The 21,819-nt window shown below is 72.6% G+C and carries 20 protein-coding genes; 10 read left to right on the forward strand and 10 right to left on the reverse strand.

Annotated elements, in window-relative coordinates:
• On the forward strand, positions 1-1,066 hold a 1,066-nt coding region (locus IDM29_RS04845), incomplete at its 5' end, for a PASTA domain-containing protein (RefSeq protein WP_188037258.1).
• 60 nt (positions 1,067-1,126) lie between these two features.
• Here IDM29_RS04845 and IDM29_RS04850 read toward each other — a convergent pair.
• The 3 genes from IDM29_RS04850 to IDM29_RS04860 form a co-directional block, all read right to left on the reverse strand.
• Positions 1,127-2,479 (reverse strand): class II 3-deoxy-7-phosphoheptulonate synthase, encoded by a 1,353-nt coding sequence (locus IDM29_RS04850; RefSeq protein WP_182111328.1) that lies wholly within the window; start codon positions 2,477-2,479, stop codon positions 1,127-1,129.
• Positions 2,476-3,696: a pyrophosphate--fructose-6-phosphate 1-phosphotransferase gene (locus IDM29_RS04855; RefSeq protein WP_182111329.1), complete on the reverse strand. Its 1,221-nt coding sequence runs from the start codon at positions 3,694-3,696 to the stop codon at positions 2,476-2,478. The genes IDM29_RS04850 and IDM29_RS04855 overlap by 4 nt, the downstream gene beginning before the upstream one ends.
• 108 nt (positions 3,697-3,804) lie before the next feature.
• Positions 3,805-4,605, reverse strand: a complete 801-nt coding sequence (locus IDM29_RS04860; protein WP_255491534.1) for a 1-acyl-sn-glycerol-3-phosphate acyltransferase — start codon at positions 4,603-4,605, stop codon at positions 3,805-3,807.
• Positions 4,606-4,672: 67 nt separating this feature from the next.
• On the opposite strand from IDM29_RS04860, the gene IDM29_RS04865 reads away from it, so the two are divergent.
• Positions 4,673-5,293 carry a hypothetical protein gene (locus IDM29_RS04865; protein WP_182111330.1) on the forward strand — a complete coding sequence of 207 codons (621 nt, stop codon included), beginning with the start codon at positions 4,673-4,675 and terminating at the stop codon, positions 5,291-5,293.
• A 53-nt stretch (positions 5,294-5,346) separates the two neighbouring features.
• Here IDM29_RS04865 and IDM29_RS04870 read toward each other — a convergent pair whose 3' ends face one another.
• Positions 5,347-6,291, reverse strand: a complete 945-nt coding sequence (locus IDM29_RS04870; RefSeq protein ID WP_182111331.1) for an ROK family glucokinase — start codon at positions 6,289-6,291, stop codon at positions 5,347-5,349.
• Between the two features lie 155 nt (positions 6,292-6,446).
• Between IDM29_RS04870 and IDM29_RS04875 the strand changes: the two genes are divergently transcribed.
• Positions 6,447-8,264 (forward strand): long-chain fatty acid--CoA ligase, encoded by a 1,818-nt coding sequence (locus tag IDM29_RS04875; protein ID WP_182111332.1) that lies wholly within the window; start codon positions 6,447-6,449, stop codon positions 8,262-8,264.
• Positions 8,265-8,392: 128 nt separating this feature from the next.
• On the opposite strand, the gene IDM29_RS04880 is transcribed toward IDM29_RS04875, so the two are convergent.
• A complete protein-coding gene (locus tag IDM29_RS04880) occupies positions 8,393-8,650 on the reverse strand; it encodes a hypothetical protein (RefSeq protein ID WP_182111333.1) in 258 nt (85 codons plus the stop codon).
• Between the two features lie 89 nt (positions 8,651-8,739).
• Here IDM29_RS04880 and IDM29_RS04885 point away from each other — a divergent pair, with 89 nt between their 5' ends.
• Together IDM29_RS04885 and IDM29_RS04890 are read left to right on the forward strand one after the other, a co-directional pair.
• Complete coding sequence (locus tag IDM29_RS04885; RefSeq protein WP_182111334.1) at positions 8,740-10,758, forward strand: DEDD exonuclease domain-containing protein; 2,019 nt, start codon at positions 8,740-8,742, stop codon at positions 10,756-10,758.
• Positions 10,759-10,792: 34 nt separating this feature from the next.
• A complete protein-coding gene (locus IDM29_RS04890; RefSeq protein WP_182111335.1) occupies positions 10,793-11,074 on the forward strand; it encodes an Lrp/AsnC family transcriptional regulator in 282 nt (93 codons plus the stop codon).
• Between the two features lie 11 nt (positions 11,075-11,085).
• Here the strand turns inward: IDM29_RS04890 and trpD are convergent, their stop codons facing one another.
• Complete coding sequence (trpD, locus tag IDM29_RS04895) at positions 11,086-12,171, reverse strand: anthranilate phosphoribosyltransferase (RefSeq protein WP_182111336.1); 1,086 nt, start codon at positions 12,169-12,171, stop codon at positions 11,086-11,088.
• Between the two features lie 10 nt (positions 12,172-12,181).
• Positions 12,182-12,682, reverse strand: coding sequence for a hypothetical protein (locus tag IDM29_RS04900; protein WP_309232675.1), 501 nt, complete (start codon positions 12,680-12,682; stop codon positions 12,182-12,184).
• A gap of 133 nt (positions 12,683-12,815) precedes the next feature.
• Here IDM29_RS04900 and IDM29_RS04905 point away from each other — a divergent pair, with 133 nt between their 5' ends.
• From IDM29_RS04905 to IDM29_RS04925, 5 genes are all read left to right on the forward strand, one after another.
• Positions 12,816-13,454, forward strand: a complete 639-nt coding sequence (locus tag IDM29_RS04905) for a heme-copper oxidase subunit III (RefSeq protein WP_182111337.1) — start codon at positions 12,816-12,818, stop codon at positions 13,452-13,454.
• A gap of 91 nt (positions 13,455-13,545) precedes the next feature.
• Positions 13,546-14,325 carry a c-type cytochrome gene (locus IDM29_RS04910; protein ID WP_182111338.1) on the forward strand — a complete coding sequence of 260 codons (780 nt, stop codon included), beginning with the start codon at positions 13,546-13,548 and terminating at the stop codon, positions 14,323-14,325.
• Entirely contained in the window at positions 14,322-15,350 is a 1,029-nt protein-coding gene (locus IDM29_RS04915) for a ubiquinol-cytochrome c reductase iron-sulfur subunit (RefSeq protein WP_182111339.1), read from the forward strand. The genes IDM29_RS04910 and IDM29_RS04915 overlap by 4 nt, the downstream gene beginning before the upstream one ends.
• Positions 15,347-17,083, forward strand: a complete 1,737-nt coding sequence (locus tag IDM29_RS04920; RefSeq protein WP_182111340.1) for a ubiquinol-cytochrome c reductase cytochrome b subunit — start codon at positions 15,347-15,349, stop codon at positions 17,081-17,083. Before IDM29_RS04915 ends, IDM29_RS04920 begins: the two co-directional genes overlap by 4 nt.
• Positions 17,084-17,247: 164 nt before the next feature.
• On the forward strand, positions 17,248-17,877 hold the full coding sequence (locus IDM29_RS04925) for a superoxide dismutase (protein WP_182111341.1): 630 nt from the start codon (positions 17,248-17,250) through the stop codon (positions 17,875-17,877).
• Between the two features lie 516 nt (positions 17,878-18,393).
• On the opposite strand, the gene IDM29_RS04930 is transcribed toward IDM29_RS04925, so the two are convergent.
• The 3 genes from IDM29_RS04930 to coxB are packed head-to-tail and all read right to left on the reverse strand — an operon-like array spanning position 18,394 to position 21,517.
• Positions 18,394-18,792 carry a cytochrome c oxidase subunit 4 gene (locus IDM29_RS04930; protein WP_182111342.1) on the reverse strand — a complete coding sequence of 133 codons (399 nt, stop codon included), beginning with the start codon at positions 18,790-18,792 and terminating at the stop codon, positions 18,394-18,396.
• Complete coding sequence (gene ctaD, locus IDM29_RS04935) at positions 18,789-20,633, reverse strand: cytochrome c oxidase subunit I (RefSeq protein ID WP_182111343.1); 1,845 nt, start codon at positions 20,631-20,633, stop codon at positions 18,789-18,791. The genes IDM29_RS04930 and ctaD overlap by 4 nt, the downstream gene beginning before the upstream one ends.
• Positions 20,633-21,517 carry a cytochrome c oxidase subunit II gene (gene coxB, locus IDM29_RS04940; RefSeq protein ID WP_182111344.1) on the reverse strand — a complete coding sequence of 295 codons (885 nt, stop codon included), beginning with the start codon at positions 21,515-21,517 and terminating at the stop codon, positions 20,633-20,635. Before coxB ends, ctaD begins: the two co-directional genes overlap by 1 nt.
• Between the last annotated feature and the right edge of the window lie 302 nt (positions 21,518-21,819).

Here is a 21,819-nt window from a genome sequence, read left to right on the forward strand (position 1 = left end):
CGCCCCCGCCGACCCCCACGCGACGCAGACGCTCGACGTCGCCGGCCGGCGCCCGACGGGACGCGCGCCCGCGCCGGACGACGACCAGCCGGGATTCGGCCGGACCATGGCCCTGCCCATCGGCACGGGCCTCGCCGAGCCGGACGTCCTCGTGCCGCGGTCGCGGCGCCGCCACCGGCTCGGGCTCGTCGCCGTGGTGCTGGGCGTGCTGCTGCTGGCCGGCGCCGGGATCTGGTGGTACGCCGCCGAGGGACCGGGCGCCTACACAACGGTCCCGCAGGGCCTCGAGGGCGCGCCGGTGGCCGAGGCCGAGGCGGTGCTCGCCCAGGCGGGGCTCGACGTGAGCCAGGACGAGGCCTTCGACCCGGTCGTCCCGGTCGACCACGTCGTCTCCGCCGACCCGGCCCCGGGCGACCGGGTGCGCAAGGACGGCACCGTGGCCCTGGTCGTCTCCCTCGGGCCCGACCTGCGGACGGTCCCGGAGGGGCTCGTCGGGGCGCCGGCCGCCGACGTCGTCGCCGCGCTCGAGGCCGCCGGGTTCACCGTGCCCGAGCCCGGCCGCGAGCACCACGACGAGGTCCCGCTCGACCACGTCATCAGCGTGGGCGCCGAGCCGCTCAGCGAGCTCCCCGTCGGCACCGAGGTGCCGGTGGTCGTGTCCGACGGCCGCGCGCCGGTCGAGGTCATCAGCGTGGTCGGCGTCGAGCGCGACGCCGCGATCCAGGAGCTCTCCGACCGCGGGCTCACGGTCGTCGAGGCCACCGACTTCTCGATGGACCACCCGGCGGGCACCGTCATGGCGCAGAGCCTGGAGCCCGGCTCGCAGGCGCTGCGGCTCGACGAGATCACGATCACCGTCTCGCAGGGGCCGCCGCTCGCAGCGGTGCCCGAGATCCCCTACGGCGCGGTGGTCAGCGACGCTCGCGCGACGCTCGAGGCCGCCGGTTTCCGCGTCGAGACGGCACGGGCCGCCCCGTACTTCGGGCTCAACCGGGTGCTCGGGCAGGACCCGGCCGCTGGCACGCAGGCGCCGCTCGGCAGCGTCGTGACCCTCACCATCACCTGAGCCCCGACGCACGTCGGCCCCCGCACCGCCGCAGCGGTCGGGGGCCGACGTCGTCCGGTGTCAGGCCTGGCGGATCATCTCCGCCACCTGGAACGCCATCTCGAGCGACTGCTGGTGGTTCAGGCGCGGGTCCACGAGGGTCTCGTAGCGCAGGGCCAGGCCCGCGTCGTCGATCTCCTCGCTGCCGCCGAGGACCTCGGTGACGTCGCCGCCCGTGAGCTCGACGTGCACGCCGCCGGGCACGGTGCCCAGGCCGCGGTGGACCTCGAAGAACCCGCGCACCTCGTCGAGCACGTCCTCGAGGCGGCGGGTCTTGTAGCCGCTCGCGGACGTGATCGTGTTGCCGTGCATCGGGTCGCACACCCACGTGACCGGGCGCCCGGAGGCGTGCACCTTCTCCACGAGACCCGGCAGGGCGTCGCGGATGCGCGACGCACCCATGCGGGTGATGAAGGTCAGCCGGCCGGGGACGTCCGCCGGGTTGAGCCGGTCCATCAGCGCGAGCGCGTCGTCGGCCGACGTCGTCGGGCCGAGCTTCACGCCGATCGGGTTGCGCACGCGGGACAGGAAGTCCACGTGGGCCCCGTCGAGCTGGCGCGTCCGCTCGCCGATCCACAGGAAGTGCGCCGAGCAGTCGTACGGCGTGCCCGTGCGCGAGTCGATCCGCGTCAGGGCCCGCTCGTAGTCGAGCAGGAGCGCCTCGTGGCTCGAGAAGAACTCGACGGTGCGCAGGGCGTCGAAGTCGGCGCCGCACGCCGCCATGAACCGGATCGCGCGGTCGATCTGCGCGGCGGTCTCCTCGTAGCGCGCGTAGGCCGGGTTCGCCAGGAAACCGCGGTTCCACTCGTGCACCCGGCGCAGGTCGGCGAAGCCGCCCGTCGTGAACGCGCGGATGAGGTTGAGCGTCGCCGACGAGCGGTGGTACGCGTCGACCAGGCGGTGCGGGTCCGGCACGCGCGCCTCGGGCGTGAACGGGTGACCGTTGACGGCGTCGCCGCGGTACGCGGGCAGCGTCACGCCCTCGCGCGTCTCGTCGTCCGAGCTGCGCGGCTTGGCGTACTGCCCGGCCATCCGGCCCATCTTGATCACGGGCAGGCTCGCGCCGTACGTGAGGACGACGGCCATCTGGAGGATCGTCTTGATCTTGTTCCGGATGTTGTCGGCGGTGGCCTCGGCGAACGTCTCGGCGCAGTCCCCGCCCTGGAGCAGGAAGGCCTCACCGCGCCCGGCGGCCGCCAGGCGCGCCGTGAGCACGTCCGCCTCGCCGGCGAACACCAGCGGAGGCAGGGCGGCGAGCTCGCCCGTGGCGGCCGCGACGACGTCGGCGTCGGGCCACAGCGGCTGCTGCCGCGCGGGCAGGTCGCGCCACGCGTCCAGCCCCGAGACGACCGTGGGGTCGGGCTCGACGCTCATGACGCGGATGCCGGGACCAGCGGCTGGCCGATGCCCTCGAGGAGCGAGCCGAACCACGGCGCCGACACGTCGAACGCCTTGCCGCCGGCGATGCGCGGGAACGCGATGGCCTTGAGCCGGTCCCCGTCCTCCTCGTCGTGCCCGATCACGCCGGACTCGCCCCGCAGGGCGCACTCGACGGCGTAGTCCGTCATCGACTTGATGAGGCGCAGGTCCTCGGGATTCGCCGCCGCGGCGCGCGAGTAGTAGCCGCTCTTCTGCACCATCGTCTTCTCGGCGCCGAGCAGCTCGGCGAACTGCTTCGCGAACCACTGGCCCGGGTTGATGGTGTCGAGCTTGACGTGACCGAAGGGGTCGCGCTGGACCTGCTCGCCGGCCGCCTCGAGCTGCGCCACGATCTCGTGCATGCCGGCGCCCTCGGACAGGAAGATGTTGACGTTGCCGACGGTGTCCATGACCTCGCGCAGGCGCGCGGCCTCGCCCTCGATGTCGATCGCGAGCTCGGGCAGGAAGACGGCGTGGATGTCCCAGCGCTCGCGCGACAGGCCGATGCTCGGGACCCACTCCTGGGTGTCGAGCCAGCGGCGGTACTCCGCCGCCGCCGCCGCCGTGAGCCACCCGCAGTGCCGCCCCATGACCTCGTGCACGATGAGCATGCGGTTGCCCGAGCGGTGCTCACCGATGATGTTGCGCGCGAAGCCGGCCGCCTCCTCCGCGGCCGTCCAGGCGCCCAGCGACTGCTTGATCGGCACGACGTCGTTGTCGATCGTCTTGGGCAGCCCGACGACGGTCAGCTCGTAGTCGTTCTCGTGCAGGTAGGCCGCGAGGTCCGCCGCCGTCGTGTTCGTGTCGTCCCCGCCGATCGTGTGCAGGACGTCGACGCCGTCGGCCTTGAGCTGCTCGGCCGCGACGTGCAGGGGGTCCTGGCCCTCGCGCACCAGGCCGCGCTTGACGCAGTCCTTCGCGTTGGTGAGCTTGACGCGCGAGTTGCCGATCGGGCTGCCGCCGAAGCGGTGCAGGATCCCGGCCTTGGCGCGCGCCTCGTCGTCGACGACGACCTTGGTGCCGGTGAGCAGGCCGTGGTAGCCGTGCTGGTAGGCGATCAGCTCGACGTCGGGGGCGATCTCCGTGTAGCGCTCGATGAGCCCTCCGACGGCGGAGGACAGGCACGGGGCGAAGCCGCCCGCGGTCAGCAGGGCGACACGACGAACCGACATCTCGGACTCACCTTCTCGTTGATCTGCACAGGGCCCCCACGAGCGTGGGAGCCGACCGGCGGCGCAGCGGCGGGCCCTCGGTCGTGGCGGTCGCCGTGGGCGACACGCTCATCCTACTGAGGGCGGGACCTCGTCCTGGGGCGGGACCGGAACCTGGACGTCGGGCACCGGACGCCCGCCGGGGGCGTGCGGGCGCTCGTCGGCGGGCGCGGCCTCGTCGGGGCTGTGACCGGCCGCGATGCGCGCCTTGGCGGTCGCCGCGTAGAGGTCGACGTACTCCTGGCCCGAGAGGCTCATGAGCGCGTACATGATCTCGTCCGTCACCGAGCGCAGGATGAACCTGTCGTTCTCCATGCCCTTGTACCGGCTGAAGTCGAGCGGCTCGCCGATGACGATCCCGATGCGCATCGGCTTGGGGATCACCTGCCCGATCGGCTGCGCGACGTTGGTCCCCACCATGGCCACGGGGATGACGGGGACGCCCGCCTCCAGGGCGAGCCGGGCCACACCCGTCTTGCCGCGGTACAGGCGCCCGTCCGGGCTGCGCGTGCCCTCGGGGTAGATCCCGAAGAGGCTGCCCTCCTGCAGGATCCGCAGCCCGGTGTTGAGGGCTGCCTCACCGGCCTTGCCGCCCCCGCGGTCCACCGGCACCGTGCCGACCCCGCGGAAGAAGCCCGCCTTGAGCCGGCCCTTGATGCCGGTGCCGTTGAAGTACTCCGCCTTGGCGATGAACTGGATCTTCCGCGACAGGACGAGGGGCAGCACGAAGGAGTCGATCACCGCGAGGTGGTTGCTCGCGAGGATCGCCCCTCCGGTCTCCGGCACGTTCTCGATCCCCCGCACCCACGGACGGAACATCCCGAGCAGGAGCGGACCGGGCGCCACGTGCTTCATCAGCCAGTAGAACAAGCGTCACCTCCGCTGCTGCGCTCGCGCGACCCACGCGCAGCGACCCCACGACTCTAGAGTGCTCAGCATGGGTGGACGTCCGCACGACGCCGAAGAACCCCACGGAACGTCACCCGAACCGGGCGACGACCGGGGGGCGGACGGTCCGGTACCCACCGGCGCTGGCGCCGGCGACGGGAAGGCCGACGGCCCCGAGGGCACGGCCGGCCCGCACGAGTCCTCGGACACGGACATCGAGGCGCGCTGGGCCGAGATCGTGGCGCAGCTCGGCGACCTGGGTGCCGCCCCGCGCGACGCCGACGCCCAGGCGCCACCGGAACGCCCGCACCGCCGGTCCACCGACGCCCCGCCGGACGTCCCCGCCGACGCGCCGGAGGCGGACCGGCGCCCGCCGGACCCCTCGACACCACGCTCCTGGAGCCCCGACCCCGACGTCGAGGCGGCGGAGGAGCACTTCCAGCCGCCGGACCCCGGGCCCGTGCTCGGCGGCGACCCGCTGCTGACGATGGCCTGGGGCGCCGTCGCGGGCGTCCCGCTGCTCATGCTCGTCGCGGTCGTCGCCTGGCAGGACCTTCCCGCGCTCGTGCTGCAGGTCGCCGGCGCCGCCTTCGTCGCCGCCGTCGGCCTGCTCCTGTGGCGCATGCCGCACCGCCGGGACGACGACGACGGGCCGGGCGCCGTCGTCTGAGGGGCCTGGTGTCTGAGGGGGCGGTCGCCCGGGCCGGCGCGCCGGTCCCGGCGTCAGAGCCGGGCGAGGTCCGCGGCGCCCACGATGCCGGCGTCGTTGCCCATGGCGGCGAGCTCGATGCGCGCCTCCGGCCGGAAACCGCGTCCCGAGAGCTGGGACAGGAAGGCCGCCCGGGCGGGCTCGAGGAGCAGGTCCCCGGCCGCGCCGACGCCTCCGCCGATCACCACGAGCGCCGGGTCCAGCAGCGCCGCGACCGAGGCCGAGCCCTCGCCGATCCAGCGGCCGAGCTCGGCCAGCAGCTCGACGGAGAGCGGGTCGCCCTCCTTGGCCGCCACGGTCACCGACGGGCCGCTGATCGCGTCCGGGCGGCCGTCGGCGAGCTCGACGAGCCGGGTCGCGCGGTCCGGGTGGGCCGACGCGGCGGCCCGGGCCTCGCGCACCAGGGCGCTGCCCGACGCGTACTGCTCCCAACAGCCGTGCAGGCCGCACCCGCACTGGTGGCCCTGCGGGACCACGCGCAGGTGACCGACCTCGGCGGCCACGCCCCACGCACCCCGCACCAGGCGGCCGCCCACGACCAGGGCGCCGCCCAGGCCCGTGCCGACCGTGAGCAGCAGCATGTCGTCGACCTCGCGCCCGACGCCGAACTGGAACTCCGCCCAGCCCGCGGCGTTGGCGTCGTTCTCCACGACGATCCGCACGTCGTCGGCCACGAGCTCGGCGATCCGCTCGCGCAGGGGGTAGTCGCGCCAGGCGATGTTGGCGCCGAACAGCGCCGTCGAGCGGTCCGAGCCGATGAAGCCCGCCGCCGCGACGCCCAGGGCGCTCACCTCGTAGCCGGCCGCCAGCTCGGTGTACAGGTCGGCGACGGCGCGGTCGATCTCCGCCGCGTCACCGGCGACCGTCTTCCGCTTCGCCTTGGCGACGATCCTGCCGTCCTCGTCGACCACGCCCGCCGCGATCTTCGTGCCGCCGATGTCCACACCGATCGCGTACATGTCCGTCCTTGCTCGAGATGGGCCTGAGCCGCGAGAAACCCTCGGTGCAGGCTACCGAGCCTCACGCGATCGGGGGCAGGACGCCCGGCCTGCGTCCGCGCGCCCCGGGGAGTGGGTAGGGTCTGCACACCCATCCGTCTGCCACTGGAGCCAGCATGGACGAGTTCGCCACCCCCCGCCTCGTCGAGGTCTCGCCGTCCGAGAACCTCAACACCCTCCTCGCAGCACGCGTGGCCGACCTCCCGGACGCAACGCTGATCGAGCACAAGACCACGCCCGACGGACCCTGGATCCCCCTGTCCGCGCGGGAGTTCGACGCCGAGGTCGTCGCTGTCGCCAAGGGCCTCGTGGCCCGCGGCATCCAGCCCGGCGACCACGTCGGCATCATGAGCCGCACGCGCTACGAGTGGACCCTCCTCGACTTCGCCGTCTGGGCGGTCGGCGCGATCCCGGTGCCGCTGTACGAGACGTCGTCGGCCGAGCAGATCGTCTGGATCCTCACCGACGCCGACGTCCGCCTCCTCGTCGTGGAGACGGCGGCGCTCGCCGCGACCGTGGCGGGTGTGCGCGACCAGGCGCCGACGCTCGAGGACGTCCTGGTGATCGACGACGGCGCCATCGGGGCGCTGACCGAGGCGGGTGCGGGGACGCCCGACGCCGAGATCGAGCGGCGGCGCGCGCTGGCCGTCGGGTCGGACATCGCGACCCTCATCTACACCTCGGGGACCACCGGACGTCCCAAGGGCGCCGAGCTCACGCACGCCAACTTCGTCAGCCTGACGCGCAACGCGGTCGCGCGTCTCGGCAGCGAGGTGTGCCCGCCCGGGTCCCGGACCCTGCTCTTCATGCCGCTGGCGCACGTCTTCGCGCGTTTCATCGAGGTGCTGGTCATCCCGGCCGGCGCCGTCCTGGGCCACGCCCCGGACACCAAGACGCTGGTCCCGGACCTGGGCTCCTTCAAGCCGACGTTCATCCTCTCCGTGCCGCGCGTGTTCGAGAAGGTCTACAACTCCTCGGAGCAGAAGGCCGCCGCAGGCGGCAAGCGCGGGATCTTCCAGCGCGCCGCGAAGACGGCGATCGTCTACTCGCGCGCGCTGGACGAACCGCGCGGCCCGAGCCCGTGGCTCCGCCTGCAGCACAAGGTCGCGGACGTCCTGGTGCTGAAGAAGATCCGCGCGGCGCTCGGCGGCCAGGCCCAGTGGGCCATCTCCGGCGGCGCCCCGCTCGGCGAGCGCCTCGGGCACTTCTACCGCGGTGTCGGGCTCAACGTGCTCGAGGGCTACGGGCTCACCGAGACGACCGCGCCGGCCACGGTCTCCGTCCCCGACGGCGTCAAGATCGGCACCGTCGGCCCGCCGCTGCCCGGGCTCGCGGTGCGCGTCGCTGCCGACGGCGAGATCCTCGTGCGCGGCGACGGCGTCTTCGTCGGCTACCACAACAACGCCCAGGCGACGGCCGAGGCGTTCACCGACGGCTGGTTCCGGACCGGGGACCTGGGGTCGATGGACGAGGACGGCCACCTGCGCATCACCGGCCGCAAGAAGGAGATCATCGTCACGGCCGCGGGCAAGAACGTGGCGCCGGCCGTGCTCGAGGACCGGCTGCGTGGGCACCCGCTCGTGAGCCAGGTCGTCGTCGTCGGCGACCAGAAGCCCTTCATCGGCGCGCTCGTCACGCTCGACGCCGAGGCGCTTCCCGGGTGGCTGGCGACGCACGGGCTGCCGGAGCTCACGGTGGCCGAGGCCGCTGCGCACCCCCAGGTGCGCGCCGCGCTGGACCGGGCGGTCGAGCGGACCAACGCCGCGGTCTCCCGCGCCGAGTCGATCCGGAAGTTCACGATCCTGACGACCGACTTCACCGTGGCGAACGACTACCTGACGCCGTCGCTCAAGGTGAAGCGTGCGCGCGTCATCGCCGACTTCACGGACGAGATCGAGGCGATCTACGCCGGCGCGCCGCAGCACACCGCCTGACCGCATCCCCGCCTGGCGGCATCCCCGCCTGACCGCATCCCCGCCTGATGGCACACCGTGCGGGCGCCGACCACGGCGCCCGCACGGTGTGCGTGCGCGTGGGCCCGTCCCGGCGGTCGGACGCCGCGTCAGACGGCGCGCACCAGCCGCAGCGGCGGGACGAGTCCCGAGCGGGCCAGCACCGCGAGGGCGGCGCGCTCGGCGTCGTCCAGGTCGGGTGCGCCCACCCCGGCGGCGGCCTCGGGCGCGGCCCGGGCGGACCAGGCGTCCTGAGCCGCCTGGTCCGGCACGGCGGCCCCGGCGCGCACCGGGATGGTCAGGAAGGTCACCACGCAGTCGGTGCACGCGTCGCCGCGCACCGTGCAGGTCCCGCAGTCGATGATCATGCGCCGGACGGTACGTGCGACCTCCGACACGCAGCCCGCCGCGGCGTTGCGCCGGGGTCGTGTCGGTGCCCGCGCCTACCGTCACGACCATGCACCTCGTCCCGCGCTCCACGTCCCCGTTCGCTGCCGCCGGTCCGGCCGCGGCGGTAGGGCGCGAGCAGGGCGCGGCGCCGGCCGGACCGGGCGTGCAGCTCACGCTCGACGCCGTCGGGACGCCGCTGTCCGAGGTGACCTTCGTCGTGGTGGACCTCGAGACCACCGGCGGCACCCCGGCGACGGCGGCGATCACGGAGATCGGCGCGGTCAAGGTGCGCGGTGGGCGCGTGCTCGGCGAGTTCCAGACGCTGGTGGACCCCGGCGGCCCCGTGCCGGCCTTCATCGCGACGCTGACGGGCATCACGACGTCGATGGTCCGCGAGGCGCCCCGCATCGGGCAGGTGCTGCCGAGCTTCCTGGAGTTCGCGCGCGGCGCCGTCCTCGTGGCGCACAACGCCGCGTTCGACGTCGGCTTCCTCAAGGCGGCGGCCGCGGACCACGGCTACGCCTGGCCCGGCAACCAGGTCGTCGACACGGTCGCCCTCGCGCGGCGCGCCGTGACACGCGACGAGGTGCCGAACCACAAGCTCTCGACCCTCGCGGCGTACTTCCGGGCGACGGTCACGCCGGACCACCGCGCGCTGTCCGACGCCCGAGCCACCGTCGACGTGCTCCACGCGCTCCTCGGGCGCCTCGGCCCGCTCGGGATCACGCACCTCGAGGACCTCGCGACAGCGACCGACCCCGTGCCCGCCGCCCGGCGCCGCAAGCGCCACCTGGCCGACGGCCTGCCGGACGCGCCGGGCGTCTACCAGTTCCGCGACGCCCGCGGGGAGATCCTCTACGTCGGCACGGCCACGTCGCTGCGCACGCGGGTGCGCAGCTACTTCACGGCGGCGGAGCACCGGCGCCGCATGAACGAGATGGTCGCGCTGGCCGAGGAGGTGGTGCCGATCGTCTGCGGCACCGTGCTGGAGGCGCGGGTACGCGAGCTGCGCCTCATCGCCGAGCACTCCCCGCGCTACAACCGACGCTCCCGCTTCCCCGAGCGGATGCCGTGGGTCCGGCTCACCGTGGAGCCCTACCCCCGGCTGAGCATCGTCCGCGACGTCCGGGGCGACGGCGGCCCGACCGCGGGACCCGAGGCGCACATCGGTCCGTTCGCCAGCCGCGGTGCAGCCCAGCAGGCGATCGACGCCCTGCACGCGACGTTCGCGCTGCGGCAGTGCTCCGGCCGGCTCCCCCGCGTGCCGTCGGCCGACGCCAGCCCCTGCGCCCTCGCGGGCATGGGCCGGTGCGGCGCGCCCTGCACCGGTGGCCAGGACGTCGAGGCCTACACCGCCGTCGTCGACGCGGTGCGCCACGCGATGCTCCTCGACCCCGCGCCCGTCGTCAGTGCCCACGCGACCCGCATCGCGCAGCTGACGGCCACCGAGCGGTTCGAGGAGGCCGCCGCGTGGCGCGACCAGCTCGCCGCCTTCCTGCGGGGTGCCTCACGGGCCCAGCGCTCGCGCCGCGCGGCCGGCCACGCGCAGCTCGTCGCCGCCCGCGTCCGCGACGGCGGCGGGTGGGAGGTCGCCGTGGTCCGTCACGGCCGGCTCTCGGCGACCACCGCGACCCCGCCCGGCGCCGACCCGCGACCGCACATCGCGGCGCTCGTGGCGACCGCCGAGCACGTCGCGCCGCCGTGCCTGCCCGCGTCCGCCGCCCACCCGGAGGAGACCGACCTGGTGCTCGACTGGCTGGAGGAGCCGGGCGTCCGCCTCGTCGAGGCCGGGGAGGGCTGGGCGTGCCCGGTACGGGGCGCCGAGGCGTTCCGCTCCCCGGCCGCGACAGCATCCGCCGTGGCCGCCGCCGTCGCCCGCCGCACGCCACCGGTGACCGCCCTCGTCCCGGCGGCCGAGGTCAGGGACACCGCAGACGAAGCGGCCTGGGAGGGCGTCGCCCGGGACGGCATGGCCCGGGACGACACCGCCCGGGACGACGTGGACGCCCCGGTCCGGGCCGACGCGCACACCGCCGACGCCGACGCCCGCGTGCGCTCGGACGCGCAGGTCAGCGGGACGGCATGATGAGGACCACGGACACCGAGGGAAAGGCTCACCCATGATCACCGCCGTCGTCCTCATCGACGCCGACCCCGCCCGCATCCCGGAGATCGCGACGGAGGTGGCGGAGGTGGCCGGCGTCACCGAGGTGTACTCGGTGACCGGGGAGGTGGACCTCATCGCGATGGTGCGGGTCCGCGAGCACGACGACCTGGCCGACGTCATCGCCGACCGCCTCAGCAAGGTCGACGGCGTGCTGCGCACGCAGACCTACATCGCCTTCCGCGCGTACTCGGAGCACGACCTCGAGTCGGCCTTCGACCTGGGTCTGGGCGACTGAGCCCAGCCGCCTCAGGCCTGGGAGGCGGCGACCCAGCGGTCGAGCACGCGCAGCGCGTGACCGCCGTCCACGGACTCCGTCGCGTGGCGCAGCCCCGCGGCGAGCCGCTCGACGAGCGTGCCCGAGCCCGTGCCCGCGAGCGTGCCGTCGGCCACCAGGGCGGCCGCGGCGTTGAGCAGCACGGTCTGCCGCACCGGCCCCGGGTCGCCCGCCAGGACGCGCCGCGCGACGTCGGCGTTCGCCGCGGCGTCGCCGCCGCGCAGGTCGGCGGCCTGGATCGCGTCGAGCCCGAGGTCGGCCGCCGGGTCGATCGTCGTGCGCTCCACGAGGCCGTCGCGCACCCACCAGACGTCGGCCGGGCCGGTTGCGGCGAGCTCGTCCATGCCCTCGAAGCCCCGGAAGACCAGCGCGGACGTCCCGCGCGCGGCGAGCACCCCGGCCATCAGGCCGGCCATCCGCGCGTCCGGTACGCCGATCGCGGCCGCCGGCGGCTGGGCCGGGTTGGTGAGCGGCCCGAGGAAGTTGAAGATGGTCGGCACCGCCAGGCCGCGGCGTGCCGGGGCGGCGTGCCGCATCGACGGGTGGAAGACCATCGCGAAGCAGAACGTGATGCCGACCTCGTCCACGAGCTCCGCGACGCGCTCGGGCGACTGGTCCAGGCGCACGCCCAGCGCCTCGAGGACATCGGCACCGCCCGTCGACGACGAGGCCGCCCGGTTGCCGTGCTTGACCACGCGCACGCCCGTGCCCGCGACGACGAGCGACGCCATCGTGGAGATGTTCACCGTGTGCATGAGGTCGCCGCCCGTGCCGACGATGTCGACCGCTCGCCCGGGCACCGAGATGCGCCGCGCGTGCTCCAGCATGACCTCCGTCAGGGCGGTGAGCTCGGCGACCGTCTCCCCCTTCGCCCGCAGGGCGACGAGGAAGCCGGCGAGCTGCACGGGCTCGGCGTCACCGCTCATCACCTGGTCCATCGCCCACGCGGCCTCGGGCACGCTGAGGTCCTGACCGGCGATCAGCCGCGTGAGGAGTCCCGGCCACGTGGGCGTGGCCCGGGCGACGCGCGCGCCGTCCGACCCCGGGGTTGCCGTCATCCCGGCGACGTCACGCGGCGGACGCGGGACGCAGCAGCCCGGCGACGGCCGCCTGCACGGCGATCGGGTCGAGCGGCCGGGTCACGACGCCGTCGGGCTGCGCCCACGAGGCGAGCCAGGCGTCGGCCGCGCGGCCCAGGAGCACCAGGACCGGCGGGCACTGGTAGACCTCGTCCTTGACCTGCCGGCACAGACCGATGCCGCCCGACTTGCCGGCCTCGCCGTCGAGCACGAGGAGGTCCAGGCCGCCCGCGTCCACCGTCGCGATGACGATCTCCGGGGTGGCGACCTCGACCCACTCCACCGGGGGGAGGTCCTTGGCGATGCGGCGGCCGACGGCCAGCTTCACCTGCTCGCGCGTCTCCGCGTGGTCGCTGTAGAGCAGGACGCGCAGGGTCTGCGGAGCACCACCGCGCTCAACCACATCCCACTCGCCGTCGTGCTGCTCGCTCGTGACCGTGCCGCCCATGCCGCCCTCACCCGTTCTCGACGCCGGCGCCTGCTCTGGCACCACGTGCATCTTGGCACGGCGGCCTGCCGACGGGGCCGCCTCGGCGCGTCGTGGAGGGAGTGTGATCGAGTCGTGTCGTGCTCGGGGTGGGTCTTTGGACCCATGGAGCCTCAACCTCCGCCATAATGACGAGGTGTCATCCGCAACGGCTGCCCCTGTCACGCGCCCACATCTGAGCGTCAACCGCCCGAACCCCGTGTCGGTCGGCACGATCGTGTGGCTCGCGAGCGAGCTGATGTTCTTCGCGGCTCTGTTCGCGATGTACTTCACGATCCGCTCGACGATCCCCGAGCTGTGGGCGGAGGAGACGCAGAAGCTCAGCATCCCCTTCGCCACGGCGAACACGATCGTCCTCGTGCTCAGCTCCATCACGTGCCAGATGGGCGTGTGGGCGGCCGAGCGGTTCCAGCCGCGACGGACCGGGAGCCTGCTCCAGATCCGCCGCTGGGGCATGAACGAGTGGATGACCCTCACCTACGTGATGGGCGCGGTCTTCATCGGCGGCCAGGTTTTCGAGTACGCCGAGCTCGTGAGCCACGGCGTGACGATCTCCTCGAGCCCGTACGGGTCGGTCTTCTACCTCACGACCGGCTTCCACGGCCTGCACGTCGTCGGCGGCCTCATCGCCTTCCTCGCGCTGCTCGGCCGCTCGTTCTCCGCGAAGCGCTTCGGCCACCACGAGGCGACGACGGCGATCGTCGTCTCCTACTACTGGCACTTCGTCGACGTCGTGTGGATCGCGCTGTTCGGCGCGATCTACCTGATCCAGTGACGCACCGCGGCCGCTGCCCGCAGCCCACCACCGCAGACCAGCACCGCACGCTCGCACCGGCGATGTGCACCGACGAGATGAGGAACGCTTCGTGAAGGCCATCGCCGCTCGCAGGAACCACCGGTTCGCCCCGGTGATCCTGCTCCTGCTGGCGCTGCTCGCCACCGGAGGGCTCTACGCCGCCCTCGCGCCGAGCGCCGTCAGCGCCACCGCTCCGAGCGAGTCCGACGTCGAGGCCGGCAAGGCGCTGTTCCAGGCGAACTGCGCGACCTGCCACGGCCCCTCGGCCGAGGGCCGCGACGGTGTCCCCTCGCTCATCGGCGTCGGTGCCGCGTCGGTGGACTTCCAGGTCTCGACCGGCCGCATGCCGATGCAGCAGAACGGCCCGCAGGCCCCCGCCAAGCCGCCGCAGTTCGACCAGGAGCAGATCCAGCAGCTCGCCGCCTACGTGGCCTCGCTGGGCCCCGGCCCGGCGATCCCCGCCAAGGACCAGGTCGACCCCGCGGGCGGCGACGCCGCCAACGGCATGGCGCTCTTCCGCACCAACTGCGCGATGTGCCACGGCTCCATCGGCAAGGGCGGCGCCCTGTCCGAGGGCAAGTACGCCCCGTCGCTGTCCGGGAGCACGCCCACGCAGATCTACGAGGCGATGCTGACCGGGCCGCAGTCGATGCCCGTGTTCAACGACGCGAACCTCTCCCCCGATGACAAGCAGGACATCATCGCGTTCCTCGAGGAGCAGAAGGCCGGCGCACCCGGCGGCACCGACCTGGGCTCCGTCGGCCCCGTGGTCGAGGGCCTGTGGGTGTGGGTCGCGGGCCTTGGCCTGCTCATCGCGTGCTCGGTGTGGATCGGAGCGAAGTCCTCATGACGACCGACAACAGCGGCGGCGAGCTCACCGTCCAGCGCGACGAGCAGGGTCTGCCGGAGCGCTTCGAGAACCCGGGGCTCCCCCCGCACCGCGACCGCATGGCGGACCACGACCCGGCGGCCGCCAAGCGCGCCGAGCGGCAGGTCGTCGTCCTGTTCCTGCTGTCCATCGTCGGCACGATCGGCACGCTCGTCGCGTACTTCCTGGTGCGGCCGGGCGAGACGGTCGAGAGCATGCGTCTGTCGAACCTGCTGCTGGGGATCGGCCTGTTCCTGGCCATGTTCACCATCGGCGCCGGCGCCGTGCACTGGGCCAAGGTCCTCATGTCCGACCACGAGCGGTCCGAGCAGCGTCACCCGCAGCGCAGCGACGCAGCGGTCCGGGCCGAGGCCGTCCAGCAGCTCAAGGACGGCGTCGAGGACTCCGGCATCCAGCGGCGCGGCGTCCTCAAGGGCGCCGTCGTGACCGCCCTCGCCCTCGCGCCGCTCAGCGTCGCGGTCCCCCTGATCGGCGACGTCGGGGGCAACTGGGACATCAACGCCTTCCGCCACACGGTGTGGCGCAAGGGCAAGCGCCTCACGCGTGACCCCTCCGGCAAGCCCATCCGCGCGGCCGACGTGACGATCGGCTCGGTCTTCCACGTCATCCCGGAGGGCCTGCGCGAGGAGTCGCACTGGATCGAGGAGAAGGCCAAGGCCGTCGTCCTCATGGTCCGGATCGACCCGCAGGTGCTCAAGGAGGCCGAGGACAAGAAGGACTGGTCCTACGAGGGCATCGTCGCCTACTCGAAGATCTGCACCCACGTGGGCTGCCCCGTGGCGCTCTACGAGCAGCAGACGCACCACCTGCTGTGCCCGTGCCACCAGAGCACCTTCGACATGGCGGACGGCGCGAAGGTCGTCTTCGGCCCCGCCAGCCGCGCGCTGCCCCAGCTGCCGATCACGGTCGACGACGAGGGCTACCTGGTCGCGCAGAGCGACTTCCACGAACCGATCGGCCCGAGCTACTGGGAGCGGCTGAAGTGAGCACTCGAGCAACCGGGGCCCAGCGCACCGCTGGCGGTGCCGCCGACTACCTGGACCAGCGCACGGGCATCAGCCTGGCGGTGAAGAGCTTCGCCCGGAAGATCTTCCCGGACCACTGGTCCTTCCTCCTGGGCGAGATCGCCCTCTACTCGTTCGTGGTCCTGCTCATCACGGGCTTCTTCCTCACCATGTTCTTCGTGCCCAGCATGGGGCTCATCGAGTACGAGGGGCCGTTCGCGCCGATGAACGGCGTGGAGATGTCCGAGGCCTTCGCCTCGACGCTCGACCTGTCGTTCGAGGTGACCGGCGGCCTGCTCATGCGCCAGATCCACCACTGGGCGGCGCTGATGTTCATGGCGTCGATCGTCACGCACATGATGCGCGTGTTCTTCACGGGTGCCTTCCGCAAGCCCCGCGAGGTCAACTGGCTCGTCGGCTTCGTCCTGATGATCCTCGGCCTCGCGGCCGGCTTCACGGGCTACTCGCTGCCGGACGACGTGCTCTCGGGCAACGGCCTGCGCATCACCGACGGCGTCGTGAAGTCGATCCCGCTCGTCGGCGCCTACCTGTCGTACTTCATCTTCGGCGGCGAGTTCCCGGGCGAGCACATCATCCCGCGCCTGTTCACGCTGCACATCCTGCTCGTGCCCGCGCTGATCCTCGCGCTCGTCGGGCTGCACCTCTTCCTGGTGGTGCTGCACAAGCACACGCACTTCCCCGGGCCGGGTCGCACGGACCGCAACGTCGTCGGCTTCCCCCTGTTCCCGGTGTACGTCGCCAAGGCCGGTGGCTTCTTCTTCATCGTGTTCGGCGTGCTCGCCCTGATGGGCGGGACCCTGAGCATCAACCCCGTCTGGAACTACGGCCCGTACGACCCCTCACCGGTCGCGGCGGGCGCACAACCGGACTGGTACATGCTCTTCCTCGAGGGTGCGCTCCGCCTCATGCCAGGTCAGGGCACCGAGTGGGTGATCGGCGGGTACACCCTGTCGCTGAACGTGCTGGTCCCGGCCGTGGTCGTGCCCGGGGTGCTGTTCACCCTGCTCGCGGCCTACCCGTTCATTGAGGCGTGGGCCACGGGCGACAAGCGCGAGCACCACGTGCTCGACCGGCCGCGGAACGCGCCGGTGCGCACGGCGGTCGGCGTCGCGATCCTCATGGCGTTCTTCATCCTCATCCTGGCGGGCTCGAACGACATCATCGCGACGCACTTCGGGATGTCGATCAACGACATCACGTGGGCGTTCCGCATCCTGTTCTTCGTGGCACCGGTCGTGGCGTTCGTGGTCACCAAGCGCCTGTGCCTCGGCCTGCAGCGCAAGGACCGCGAGATCGTCCTGCACGGCCAGGAGACGGGGCGCATCGTGCGGTTCGCGAACGGCGAGTACGTCGAGGTCCACGAGCCGCTCGACGAGTACGAGCGCTGGATCCGCGTCCAGTACGAGCCCCGGCGCCCGCTGGAGCTCGCGCCGGCCGAGGACGAGCGCGGCGTGCGCCGCAAGGGCTACCGCAAGGACGCCCTGCGGGCGCGGGTCTCGCGGTTCTTCTACGAGGACCGGGTCGAGCCCGTCACACCCGCCGAGCTCGCGGCCGCGCACTCGCACGGAGAGCACGACGCCCTGCCCGCCGGCGAGGAGACCGCCCAGGTCGGCGCGGGTACGGGCGGGCGCCACAGCGCGGCCGAGGCACCGCTCGGCACCGACGCCTCGAACGGCCCCGTCCAGGGCCACTGAGGTGCAGGACGACTGAAGATCGACCACAGTGAGCACCAGGGCTCGCTGCGCGGCGCACTCGCGCCGCGCGGCGAGCCCTGACCGCATCGGCCCACCGCCGGTGCCCGCACGACAGCATGACCGAGCCGTCGCGAACCCCGCGACCTGACCGGAGGAGCCGATCCATGGCCCAGTACGCCCTGCCCGACCTGCCCTACGACTACGCGGCGCTGGAGCCGCACATCTCGGGGCGCATCATGCAGCTGCACCACGACAAGCACCACGCGACCTACGTGGCGGGCGCGAACACGGCCCTCGAGAAGCTCGCCGAGGCCCGCGAGAAGGGCGACTTCGCCGCGATCAACCTGCACGAGAAGAACCTGGCCTTCAACCTCGGCGGCCACGTCAACCACTCGGCGTTCTGGCAGAACCTCTCCCCCGAGGGCGGCGACCGGCCCGTGGGCGAGCTCGCGGCCGCGATCGACGAGTTCTTCGGCTCGTTCGACGGGTTCCAGGCGCACTTCGCCGCCACGGCGCTGGGTATCCAGGGCTCCGGCTGGGCCATCCTCGCGTGGGACTCGGTCGGCCAGAAGCTCGGCATCTTCCAGCTCTACGACCAGCAGGGCAACATCCCGCTGGGCATCGTCCCGATCGTGCTGCTGGACATGTGGGAGCACGCCTTCTACCTCGACTACGTCAACGTCAAGGCGGACTACGTCAAGGCGTGGTGGAACATCGTCAACTGGGCCGACGCCGGTGCGCGCTTCGAGCGGGCCCGGACCCAGACGCAGGGCCTCATCGTCCCCTTCGCCTGAGCTCCACCCCTCCCCGGAGGGTGATCGACCCCGCGGGGGGGGGGGGGGGCCCCCCCCCCCCCCCCCCCCCCCCCCCCCCCCCCCCCCCCCCCCCGGGGGGGCCCCCCCCCCGGGGGGGGGGGCCCCCCCCCCCCCCCCCCGCCCCCGCCGTCGTCCCGCCACCGCACGACGCCCTCGCCCCACGACCCCGCTCGCCCGGTTCTGGCACCCATCCCGCGCGTGGACACCCGGATCGGTGCCAAAACGTCCGCGCGAGCGGCGGCCGCGGCGGACGAGGCCACGCACAAGACCGACGCCCGGCCGCGTGGACGGCGGGACCCTGGGACGTCGAGACCGCGCGCCAGCTACCCCCGCGATGAGCGCACGCCCGGTTTTGGCACCCATCCGGCGCGTGGACACCCGGATCGGTGCCAGAACCGCGGAGAGAGGGCGGGCCGGGGACGACGACGCCCGCCCGCCCCCTGAGGGGCGGACGGGCGTCGTGGTCGGCGCGCGGTTCGGTGCGCGCGCTCAGTGTCAGTGGGCGTGCTGTCCGCGGGAGAACTCGAAGACCCAGCCGACGAGGCCGATGGCACCGAGGCCGGCGCCGATGGCCAGCAGCCACCAGCCGATCGCGAGCGACGCGAACGCGACGGCCGCGCCCGCGGCGAGGACCAGGGGCCACCAGCTCCACGGGCTGAAGACGCCCTGCTCGCCGGCACCCTGCTCGATGTCGGCGTACGGGTCGTCCTCGGGACGCGCGTCGATCTTGCGCGAGAGGATCGCCAGGTACCCGCCCACCATGGCGACGAGCCCGGCGGTGAGGAACAGGCAGGCCACGCCGACCGGCTCCCACCGGCTCCAGAAGCCGTAGACGACCCCGACGAGGATGAAGAAGGGGACGAAGGCCAGGAACAGTCGCGTCTCGAACTTCATCGCTGGTCCTCGTCCTTCGCGTTGCCACCGTCGGTCACGTCGTCGCCGGGCTCCGGGCGCCGACCCTCGTCGACGATCGTCGCCGACGACTGCTCGGGCTCGGCGTCGCCGGTCGCCAGCCGCTCGGCCGCCAGGGACGTCTGCCCGCGGCGGTCGCCCTCCCAGTCCAGCGGCCCGGCGTCGGGCTCGACGTGGTCCATGGCCGCGACCTCGGGGTGGTGCAGGTCGAAGGCCGGGCGCTCGGACCGGATGCGCGGCAGCGACGTGAAGTTGTGCCGCGGCGGCGGGCACGACGTCGCCCACTCGAGCGAGTTCCCGTAGCCCCACGGGTCGTCGACCGTGACCGTCGGCGCCTTGCGCCAGGTCACGTAGACGTTCCACAGGAACGGCAGCGTGGACGCGGCCAGGACCATCGAGCCGATCGTCGAGACCTGGTTCATCCAGGTGAAGCCGTCCTCCGGCATGTAGTCGGCGTAGCGCCGCGGCATGCCCTGCGCACCGAGCCAGTGCTGGATGAGGAACGTCGCGTGGAAGCCGAAGAACAGCAGCCAGAAGTGGATCTTGCCGAGACGCTCGTCGAGCATCTTGCCGGTGAACTTGGGCCACCAGAAGTAGAAGCCGGCGAACATCGCGAACACGACGGTGCCGAACACCACGTAGTGGAAGTGGGCCACGACGAAGTACGTGTCGGAGACGTGGAAGTCGAGCGCCGGGCTGGACAGGATCACGCCGGTCAGACCGCCGAAGAGGAAGGTGACCAGGAACCCGAGCGACCACAGCATGGGCGTCTCGAACGTCAGCTTCCCGCGCCACATCGTGCCGATCCAGTTGAAGAACTTCACACCGGTCGGTACCGCGATGAGCATGGTCATGAGCGCGAAGAACGGCAGCAGGACGGCGCCCGTGACGTACATGTGGTGCGCCCACACGGTGACGGACAGGGCCGCGATCGCGATCGTCGCGTAGACCAGGCCCTTGTAGCCGAAGAGCGGCTTGCGGCTGAACACCGGGAAGATCTCGGAGACGATGCCGAAGAACGGCAGCGCGATGATGTAGACCTCGGGGTGCCCGAAGAACCAGAACAGGTGCTGCCACAGGATGGCGCCCCCGTGCTCCGGGTTGAACACCTGCGAGCCGAAGCGCCGGTCGGAGCCGAGCGCGAACAGCGCCGCCGCAAGCGGCGGGAACGCCATGAGCACGAGCAGGCTCGTCACCAGGGTGTTCCAGGTGAAGATCGGCATCCGGAACATCGTCATGCCGGGGGCACGCATGGTCAGGATCGTGGTGATGAAGTTGACCGCACCGAGGATCGTCCCGAAGCCACCGAGCGCGAGGCCGAAGACCCAGAGGTCACCGCCGAGCCCTGGCGAGTACGTCGTCGTCGACAGCGGTGTGTACGCGAACCAGCCGAACGACGCGGCACCCTGCGGGGTGAAGAAGCCGGAGACCGCGATGAGGCCGCCGAACAGGTAGAACCAGTACGCCAGCATGTTCAGGCGCGGGAACGCGACGTCGGGCGCGCCGATCTGGAGCGGCATGATCACGTTGGCGAAGCCCGCGAACAGCGGCGTCGCGAACAGCAGCAGCATGATCGTGCCGTGCATCGTGAAGAGCTGGTTGTACTGCTCCTTGCTCTGCACGATCTGGATCCCCGGCTCGAAGAGCTCGGCGCGGATCACCAGGGCCATGAGCCCCGCGATGCAGAAGAAGAAGAACGACGAGATCAGGTACAGGTAACCGATCGTCTTGTGGTCGGTCGACGTGATCCAGCGGACGATCGCCCGGCCACGTCCCTGGTGGCGGGGAGTGAGCCCCGGCACCGTCTCGACTGCCGCGGCCATCAGCCCTCTCCCGTCGGGATCGCGTTGTCGTCGCCGCGGTTCTGCGTGCGATCGAGGTCGGAGCCGAGGAAGCCGGTCTGGCCGGCCTCACGCAGCTCCTCCATCTGGGCGTCGTACTCCTCGCGCGAGACCACCGCGACGTTGAAGAGCATCCCGGAGTGGAACTCGCCGCAGAACTCGGCGCACTTGCCGGCGTAGACGCCCTCGGCGGTCGGCACGACCTGGAAGACGTTCGGACGGCCGGGGATCATGTCCTTCTTGTAGAGGAAGGCGGGGACCCAGAACGAGTGCACGACGTCGCGCGAGGTCAGGTGGATCTCCACCCGCTCGTCGACCGGCAGGTACAGGGTCGGCACCTCGTCCGGGTTGCCGGGCGCGCCCACGTCGATCGTGTGCACGCCGGTCTCGTAGACGTTGTCGTCGAGGTAGTTGAAGTCCCAGCTCCACTGCTTGCCGACCACCTGGACGGTGAGGTCGGGCTCGGCGCTGATGTCCTCGATCGCCGCGGTGTCGCGCTCCGTGTAGAAGTACAGGACACCGATCATGAGGATCGGGAGGATCACGTACATGATCTCGAGCGGCACGTGGTACCGGAGCTGGACCGGGAGCGTGTCGTCGTCGCGCCGCTTCCGGTAGACCGCGACGCACCACAGGATCAGGCCCCAGGTGATGAGCCCGACGATGAGGGCCGCGATCCAGGATCCGGTCCACAGCGTGGTGATGCGCTCGGTCATGTTGGTGACCTGCTCGCCGTCCTCCCGACCCGGGAGGTAGCCCCTCTGGGCCTCGGCGGAGCAGCCGGTCGCGACCAGCGTCACGACGACGGCGAGCGCCGAGAGACGGGCGACGCCCGACCGGCGTCGACGGGGGTGTTGCGCGTCCAAGGGGTGCCTCTCGTGTCATGCGGCCTCGGTCGGGCGGCACCGTGGGCGCGCCTACCGGGACTTTCGTCCTCGACGGGATCACCCTAGCGTGCGTGGGACGGCCTGCAGGTCGGGCGGCACGCCGTGACGGCTACCGTGACGCACGTGACTCCAGCACCGGCGCCCCCGCACGGGCACGGCCGCGCCCGGACCCACCTGGACGCCGCCGGGCGCGCGCCCGTGCATCCCGCGGCCCGCGAGGCGTACGACGCCGCGCTCGCCGAGGGCTGGGCCGACCCGCGACGCCTGCACGCCGAGGGACG

Origin of the sequence: Actinotalea sp. JY-7885, from assembly GCF_014525465.1 — a bacterium.
Classification (GTDB): Bacteria; Actinomycetota; Actinomycetes; order Actinomycetales; family Cellulomonadaceae; genus Actinotalea.